The organism is Alloalcanivorax marinus, from assembly GCF_016906305.1.
Taxonomy (GTDB): domain Bacteria; phylum Pseudomonadota; class Gammaproteobacteria; order Pseudomonadales; family Alcanivoracaceae; genus Alloalcanivorax; species Alloalcanivorax marinus.
In genome coordinates this window covers 88,297-96,181 of the sequence record NZ_JADDOL010000016.1, presented here as the reverse complement: position 1 = coordinate 96,181, position 7,885 = coordinate 88,297, and the positions used below count along the sequence as shown (strand labels likewise).

Sequence of the window (7,885 nt, the reverse complement as noted above, 5' to 3'; positions counted from 1 at the left end):
GTTTGTCGGCCACCTTTCTCTCTCGCATACCAACCAGATAATCCGGATACCCTTTATAAATTATGGCTCGCTTCAGGTAAGCGAAAGACAAATGATACTTACAGCCCAGCGCAAAAAGTTCAACACGATCAAACTCAAAGTGCCAGACGCCACCTCCAACCTGTTGAATAAATTAACTTTTAGACCCTTACTTCCTACTTGTTTTAGCAAAAAAAATTGCTATAAGATCAAAGTGCGGGCGCAGCGCCACATAAGTACGCACGCTGCACATTTGTTGTCGACGCGCTCGCACGATTTAGGGGGTTCGCAGCAAGATCAACTTCACAACTTCTTTCAATACACAAATTGTTGTGTATTCTCTCGAAATTTCTTTCCCTTCGCTTTTCCGCTTCTATAAGCTCTTCCTGGCAATTTTAATTGCCTCCATTGCTTTAAATTTAAGAAAAAATTGCCTTGGGATAGGGAAAAATGAGACTTTATTCTTACCGCCGCGCTCCGGCGATCCGCTGGGGCGTGCCCGTCGTGCTGTGCGCGTCCGTATTGCTCACCGCCTGTGAAGAGGACAACTACCGCCCGGATCCGGAACCGGGCGAACCCACCGTTACCGAAACTAGCGCCCCGGTGGCGCTTAACCAATCCACCGAAAGCTATTTCGCCGCGCCAAAGATCATTAACTATTGGCCTCAGCTTGCTGATCAAGCCTTTACCGGCTCGTGCCATTTCGGCAACGACGAGGGCAGCGGCGACATGCTGGTGCAAACCGATAGCAATGATCGAGCTGTCAGCACGGCCTACAACGATTGCAAACTCAGTTATGGCCCGGGCGCCTACTCGCTTAACACCGGCGTAGTGAACTACGGATACGATGATGCTGGGAATTTGGTAAAGCTCTCCATGGAAGAATTCTCTGAAGAGCTTTCCTTTGGCAATGTTCACCAAATTGTCGAATTCGACGGCACCATTGATTTTCCCGGTCCCATCTCATCGCCACCGAGCTATTTGGCCAACGGGCGCTACAAATTCCAGGCACTTCTTTCCAGCGACAAAATCGTGGAGTTGTCCTTCCAGGACTTCCAGGTCCAGAGCTCGGTGAGCGGCACCGACATCATCCAGATCATGAACGGCGGCATCAGTCTGCCGGACAGCGACCGCTACCTGACCGTGGACACCGGCAGCGACGGCCTGCGCCGTCCGTCCGGTTCGTCCTGCGCGGTGTCCGGCACGTTGACGCTCACCGCCGCCGACGGCAGCTACACCAGCGCCACCTTCAATGGCGAGGACCACATCGTGGTGTCCGTTAACGGCGTGGCCCAGCCGGAACGCACCTGCGACGAATACCTGGCCTTTATCAATCACTGATCACCACCACCAAACCCGGTCAGGACCGAGCCAGGGTGGCAAGGTCCGGTCGGGTCCACGCTCTTAGGGGGGCGACTCGAAATGAAACTCAAAAAACACCACGCCATGGCGGCGCTGCTCGCCGCGTCCGCACTGCTGTCCGCCTGCGAGGACGACAACTATCGACCCGACCCGGAACCGGAGGCGTCCGCCGGCGCACTGGTTTTCACCGAAAACAATGCGGCCCGGGTCACCGGTGACATTCTGGTGCTGAATGGTTTTCTGGTTTTTGGCCCGGAGACGTTTTTCTCGCCGGTGAATTATCTAATGGACGGGAGCGACTGTCTGAGCGGACAAGGCTCGGTGGTCAAGGATGAACAAGGACGCCCGGTGCGATTGACGGCGAACGACTGCGTTGTGGAGGAAAACGGCCCGAACAATCGCATCATCGTGGACGGCGCGCTGAGTATCGAATATTCCAGCGATGACCGGGAGTCCCCACCCAGCCTGATCGAGGCCGACGACTATCGTGTCTCAATCGTGGACGAGAACCCTCAGAGTGAACTGAATGGCCGCATCGTCTTTCACTTCGACGGTGCTATGCCGGTCAATTTTGAGAGCGGCCTGGAAAGCCCGAATTTCGAGAACGTGAACGGCACCCTGGGCTATTTGGTTGATATCGATGAAAACAGCGAACTGCAAGGCGGAGATTTTAACTGGGTGCTGAAAGACTACACCCAGCGACTGTCTGACCAAGGCACGGGCCCGGTCATGGAGCTTTCCGGCCAGGTGGGTCTGACCGGGGGCTCCATCACCCTGACCACCCACGCACCGATCACCCCGTTTTTCTTCCAGCTCTGCCCGACCCAGGGCGACCTCACCTTGCAAGGCGGCGAGGGCACCAGCCTGAACCTGACCGTGGTGGAGCCCGATGACATTCTGATCACCCTGAACGGCGTGGGCACCCATTACACCTGCGAGGAATTCGAGCAGTGGGTCACGGAGGCCATCGGCCCGATATTCGCGCCCTTCTGAGCCGGTCTGCCGAGCCCGCTCAAGGCCAGACGAACGGCACCTGCCACAGGCGCTGTTCGGGGAAGCGATAGTCCTCGAGCAGCGCCGCGTAGGTGCGCTTCAGCACCGGGTGCTCGGCGGTGGGGGCCAGGTCGGCCAGCGGGCGCAGCACGAAGGCGTGCTTGAGGATCTCGCCGCGGGGCAGCTCCACACCGTCGATATCGCCGGTGAGGTCGCCATAGGTAAGGATGTCGATGTCCAGGGTGCGGCTGGCGAATTTCTTTTCGCCGCGCACCCGGCCGTGGGCCCGTTCGATGGCGCGCAGGCGCTCAGCCAACTCGCCCACCGGCAGGTCCGTGTCCAGGGACGCCACCAGATTGTAGAAGGCGTCGCCGCTGAACCCCACCGCTTCGCTTTCGTACACCGGGCTGAGGCCCAGGGCGCCGAATTCGGCGGCCAGCTGGTCCAGGCCGGAGTGGATATTGTGGTCGCGGTCGATGTTGGAACCGAGGCTCAGATAGACCGTGGGCATCAGGACCGCTCCCCCCGCTCGATGATCACGCCCACGTCCCGGGAACCGCGCAGGGCGCCGGGCTTGCTCAGGCGCAGCTTCAGCCAGCTGACGCCGAACTCGTCGCGCACCAGTTCCGCCACCCGTTCCGCCAGGGTCTCCACCAGTTGGAAGTCGCTGTCGCCGATATACTGGATGATGCGTTTGCCGATGGCCTTGTAGTTGAGCGCGTCGTCGATGTGATCGCTGGCGGCGGCGCGACGGATGTCGGTGGCCATTTCCAGGTCGAGACTGACGGTCTGGCGGATGCGGCGTTCCCAGTCGTAGATGCCGATCACCGTGTCGACCTTCAGGTCGCTGATATAGACGATGTCCATGCTGGTCCTTGATAATGCCCCGGGATTTCGTAGCGGGATTATAGCCGGTGGACACCTTAGCATTACAGGAAAGCGGAGTCTGGCTGCTGCCTTTGTGCGCGGCCGCTTATCTGCTGGGTTCGATTTCCAGCGCCATTCTGGTGTGCCGGCTGTTCGGCTATCCGGATCCGCGCACCCAGGGCTCCAGCAACCCGGGCGCCACCAATGTGCTGCGCATCGGCGGCAAGCCCGCCGCCGCGCTGACGCTGCTGGGCGATGTGCTGAAGGGTACGGTTCCGGTGGCGGTGGCCTACGGCCTCGGCATGAACGCCTTCGGCGCCGCCCTGGTGGGCTTCTGCGCCTTCCTCGGCCATCTGTTCCCGGTGTTCTTCCAGTTCCGCGGCGGCAAGGGCGTGGCCACCGCCTTCGGCCTGCTGTTTCCGCTGCACTGGCCCACCGGTCTGGTGGCCGGCGCCGTCTGGCTGGCGGTGTTCGCGGTGACGCGGATTTCCTCGGTGGCGTCGCTGAGCGCCTTCGTGGCGGCGCCCATCAGCCTGTGGTTCTGGCTGCCGGCGGCGTTCTGGCCGATGGTGGCGCTGACCGCGATCATGATCTTCCGCCACCGCACCAATCTGGCCAAGCTGCTCAGCGGCGAAGAGCTGGGGTTCAGGAAGAAAGGCTAGCCAGCTCCGCCAGCGGCCAGCGCGGGCGCACGGCGATGGGCAGGCCGCTGCGCTCGCCGGCGGCCAGGCGCAGGGCGCCGGCGTAGGCGATCATGGCGCCATTGTCGGTGCAGTAGGCCAGCCCCGGATAGAACACCCGCACGCCCCGTTTGGCCATGGCCGCGTCCAGCTTCTCGCGCAGGGCGCGGTTGGCGCTGACACCGCCGGCCACCACCAACCGTTCGCCGCCGGTCTGCTCCATGGCCCGCCGGCATTTGATCACTAGGGTATCCACCGCCGCGTCCTGGAACGCCAGGGCGATGTCAGCCCGGTCCTGATCGGACAGCGCCTCGGCGCCGCCCAGGTCGTTGATGGTGTTCAGGGTGAAGGTCTTGAGCCCCGAAAAGCTCATATCCAGGCCGGGCCGGTCGGTCATCGGCCGGGGGAAGCGGAAACGGCCAGGCTGGCCCTTCTCCGCCAGGGCGGCCACCCGCGGCCCGCCGGGGTAGCCCAGGCCCATCATCTTGGCGACCTTGTCGAAGGCCTCGCCGGCGGCGTCGTCCACGGACTCACCCAGGGGCCGGTAGTCGCCCAGGGCACGGGCGTCCAGCAGCAGCGAGTGGCCGCCGCTGACCAGCAGCGCCACGAACGGGAACTCCGGGCCATCGTCTTCCAACAACGGCGCCAGCAGGTGGCCTTCCATATGATGCACCGGCACCGCCGGCACGCCCCAGCCATAGGCCAGGGCCCGGCCCACGCCGGCGCCCACCAGCAGCGCGCCGGCCAGCCCCGGGCCGGCGGTGAAGGCGACACCGTCCACCTGCTCCGGGCCGCAACCCGCCTCGCTCAGCACCTGGCGAATCAGCGGCAGCAGGCGGCGCACATGGTCGCGGCTGGCCAGTTCCGGCACCACGCCCCCGTAGGCGGCGTGCATGTCGATCTGGCTGAACAGGGCCTGGCCGAGCAGGCCGCGCTCGGTGTCATAGAGGGCCACGCCGGTCTCGTCGCAGCTGGATTCGATGCCCAATACGCGCATTTTTGCTCCCGTTTCACCGGTCCGGACGCGATGCCCGGCCGGGGCGCGCATGATACCGCTCCGGCCCCGGCTTTGCATTTGCTCCGCGCTCAGGTAGAATTCGCGCCCTGCTGCCCGGGTGGCCGACCGGTTGCCCGAGGGACACCTGAGCCCCGGCAGCTCCAATTAACCGCAATATTCAAGGTAGGTGATACTTCATGCCTCAGGTGAAAGTGAAAGAAGGCGAACCCTTCGACGTGGCCCTGCGCCGTTTCAAGCGTTCCTGCGAAAAAGCCGGTGTGCTCTCCGAAGTCCGTCGTCGCGAGAACTACGAGAAGCCCACTCAGGAGCGTAAGCGCAAGCGTGCCGCCGCTGTAAAGCGTCACCTGAAGAAGCTCCAGCGCGAACAGCTGGCGCGTAAGCGCCTGTACTAAGGTTGTCGCCGGGCGCCCGCCCGGCGTGTGACCGCTGCCGTAATGAGCGCGCTCAAGGACCAACTCAACGCCGCCGTCAAGGACGCCATGCGCGCCCGGGACAAAGCCCGTCTGGGCACCCTGCGGATGGCCACCGCCGCGATCAAGCAGGTCGAGGTGGACGAACGCATCGAGTTGGACGACGCGCGCATCCTTGCGCTGCTCGATAAGCAGATCAAGCAGCGCAAGGACGCCGCCCAGCAATACCGCGACGCCGGCCGGAACGATCTGGCCGAGACCGAGGAAGCGGAAATGGCGGTGCTCCAGGAATTTCTGCCCACCCCGCTCACCGACGCCGAAATCGATGCCCTGATCGACGACGCCATCGCCAGCACCGGCGCCGCCGGCATGCAGGACATGGGCAAGGTGATGGGCGAGCTCAAGCCGCGACTGCAGGGCCGCGCCGACATCGGTGCCGTCAGCGGCAAGGTCAAACAACGCCTGAGCTAGCGCTGGCCCGCGCCATTGCTTGATCCGGCGCGACACTGCGAGGAAGATTTCCTTCCATGGCCGGCCGCATTCCCGAACACTTCATCCAGGATCTTCTCGCTCGCACCGATCTGGTGGCGTTGATCGACGCCCGTGTGCCGCTGAAGAAGACCGGCCGCAACTATTCCGCCTGTTGCCCCTTCCACCAGGAAAAAACGCCGTCCTTCACGGTGGCCCCGGACAAGCAATTCTACTACTGCTTCGGCTGCGGCGCCTCCGGCAACGCGGTGGGCTTCCTGATGGAGTACGACCACCTCAACTTTCCCGAGGCGGTGGAGCAGCTGGCCACCCGCGCCGGCATGGAGATTCCCCGCGAGGAAGGCCACGACGCGCGCAAGGAAAGGGCCAAACGGGACCGGCTGCAGACCCTCTACGACCTGCTCACCCGGGCGGAACGCTTCTACCGCCAGCAGCTCAAGAGCGCCCCGGACCGGCAGAAGGCGGTGCAGTACCTGAAGGGCCGTGGCCTCACCGGCGAGATCGCCGCCCGCTACGGCCTGGGCTTCGCGCCGCCGGGCTACGACAACCTGAGCCAGGGTCTGAGCCTGGACAACGAGGGCATCGAACAGGCCCTCACCGCCGGCCTGCTGGTGCGCAAGGAAGACAGTGGCCGCACCTACGACAAGTTCCGCGACCGCATCCAGTTTCCGATCCGCGACAGCCGAGGCCGCACCATCGGTTTCGGCGGCCGGGTGCTCGGCGACGGCAAGCCGAAATACCTGAACAGCCCGGAAACCCCGGTGTTCCACAAGGGCAAGGAGCTGTACGGCCTGTGGGAGTGGCGCCAGAGCCGGGACAAGACCGACCGCCTGTATGTGGTGGAAGGCTATATGGACGTGATCGCCCTGGCCCAGCACGGCGTGCCCAACGCGGTGGCCACCCTGGGTACCGCCACCAGCGAGGACCATTGCCACACCCTGTTCCGGCAGGTCAACGAGGTGGTGTTCTGCTTCGACGGCGACAACGCCGGCCGGCGCGCCGCCTGGCGGGCCCTGGAATCCGCCCTGCCGGCCCTGGACGACGGCAAACAGGCCCGCTTCCTGTTCCTGCCGGAAGGGGAGGACCCGGACACCCTGGTGCGCGCCCAGGGCCCGGAGGCGTTGTTAGCGCTTACTGACAAGGCGGATACCCTGGCCACCTACCTGTTCCGGCACCTGTCCGAGGGACTGGATCTGAATACCGTGGACGGCCGCGCGCGTCTGGCCCGGCTGGCTCTGCCCTTCCTGGACAAGCCGGCGGGGCCGGTGTACCGGGCGCTGCTCGAGGAAGAGCTGGCCCGGCTCACCCGCCTGGAGCGGGCGTCCCTGGAAAAGCTGCGCGAGAGCCTGCCCGGCCGGCGCACCGCCGCCGAAGCACCGGCACCGCGCCGGGAGCCGGAGGCGGCCCCCTGGGACGCGCCGCCCCCGGATCACGACCCGGGCCCGCCACCGGACTGGGACGGCCCGCCGGACGACTACGGCCAGCCGGCCCCGGCCGCCCGGCCCCGCCGCCCGGCGCGCCCCGCCGGCGGCGGCCTGACCCTGGTGGAACGGCTGGTGCTGGTGCTGCTCTCGCACCCCCAGGTGCTGGAAGAGCACCCGCTGCCGGAAGGGCTCGACCGGCTGCAACTGGCACAGAAGGACCTGCTGATCCAGGTGGCCCACACCGCCCGGGACCAGGGCGGCGCGCCGGCCGCCCTGCTGGGCGCGGCGATGGCCCTGGACCAGGGCGAGGACCTGTCCACGCTGCTCCGCGAGGCGCTCAAACCGCCCATGGACGCCCGGGTGGCGCGCCTCTACTGGGAAGACGCCCTGCAGCACCTGCACACCCTGGCCCTGGAGCAGGCCCTTGAAGAAGAGCAGCGCCGCCCCGATCCAGACGTGGCGCGGCTGGCGGAGCTGATCCGCGCCCTGGCCGACGCCCGGCACCGGGCCCGCGAAGCCTCGGCCCGGGACCGCTGAGCCGGCCCCCCGGCGCGCCGCCGGGGCCATGCCGGGACACGCACACCACCTTGTACAAACTGGCTCCGACCCCCATATCCACGTATA

The 7,885-nt window shown here is 65.0% G+C and carries 9 protein-coding genes; 6 read left to right on the top strand and 3 right to left on the bottom strand.

Annotated features, from left to right (window positions below; translation table 11 throughout):
• The first annotated feature begins 468 nt into the window (after window positions 1-468).
• Together IM760_RS13830 and IM760_RS13825 are read left to right on the top strand one after the other, a co-directional pair.
• A complete protein-coding gene (locus IM760_RS13830) occupies window positions 469-1,359 on the top strand; it encodes a hypothetical protein (RefSeq protein ID WP_204430335.1) in 891 nt (296 codons plus the stop codon).
• Window positions 1,360-1,440: 81 nt separating this feature from the next.
• A complete protein-coding gene (locus IM760_RS13825; protein WP_204430332.1) occupies window positions 1,441-2,373 on the top strand; it encodes a hypothetical protein in 933 nt (310 codons plus the stop codon).
• Window positions 2,374-2,392: 19 nt separating this feature from the next.
• On the opposite strand, the gene folK is transcribed toward IM760_RS13825, so the two are convergent.
• On the bottom strand, window positions 2,393-2,884 hold the full coding sequence (gene folK / locus IM760_RS13820; RefSeq protein ID WP_204430330.1) for a 2-amino-4-hydroxy-6-hydroxymethyldihydropteridine diphosphokinase: 492 nt from the start codon (window positions 2,882-2,884) through the stop codon (window positions 2,393-2,395).
• On the bottom strand, window positions 2,884-3,240 hold the full coding sequence (gene folB, locus IM760_RS13815; RefSeq protein ID WP_204430323.1) for a dihydroneopterin aldolase: 357 nt from the start codon (window positions 3,238-3,240) through the stop codon (window positions 2,884-2,886). The genes folK and folB overlap by 1 nt, the downstream gene beginning before the upstream one ends.
• Window positions 3,241-3,287: 47 nt before the next feature.
• On the opposite strand from folB, the gene plsY reads away from it, so the two are divergent.
• Window positions 3,288-3,902, top strand: a complete 615-nt coding sequence (gene plsY / locus IM760_RS13810; protein WP_204430321.1) for a glycerol-3-phosphate 1-O-acyltransferase PlsY — start codon at window positions 3,288-3,290, stop codon at window positions 3,900-3,902.
• Here the strand turns inward: plsY and tsaD are convergent.
• Complete coding sequence (tsaD, locus tag IM760_RS13805; protein WP_204430318.1) at window positions 3,886-4,917, bottom strand: tRNA (adenosine(37)-N6)-threonylcarbamoyltransferase complex transferase subunit TsaD; 1,032 nt, start codon at window positions 4,915-4,917, stop codon at window positions 3,886-3,888. The two genes, plsY and tsaD, sit on opposite strands and share 17 nt — an antisense overlap.
• A 197-nt stretch (window positions 4,918-5,114) precedes the next feature.
• Between tsaD and rpsU the strand changes: the two genes are divergently transcribed.
• From rpsU to dnaG, 3 genes are read left to right on the top strand one after another with little or no spacing between them, the layout of a single operon-like run.
• Window positions 5,115-5,330, top strand: coding sequence for a 30S ribosomal protein S21 (gene rpsU / locus IM760_RS13800; protein ID WP_014993329.1), 216 nt, complete (start codon window positions 5,115-5,117; stop codon window positions 5,328-5,330).
• Window positions 5,331-5,372: 42 nt separating this feature from the next.
• Window positions 5,373-5,819 (top strand): GatB/YqeY domain-containing protein, encoded by a 447-nt coding sequence (locus tag IM760_RS13795; RefSeq protein ID WP_204430352.1) that lies wholly within the window; start codon window positions 5,373-5,375, stop codon window positions 5,817-5,819.
• Window positions 5,820-5,875: 56 nt separating this feature from the next.
• Window positions 5,876-7,798, top strand: a complete 1,923-nt coding sequence (dnaG, locus tag IM760_RS13790) for a DNA primase (protein ID WP_204430316.1) — start codon at window positions 5,876-5,878, stop codon at window positions 7,796-7,798.
• The last annotated feature ends 87 nt before the right edge of the window (window positions 7,799-7,885 follow it).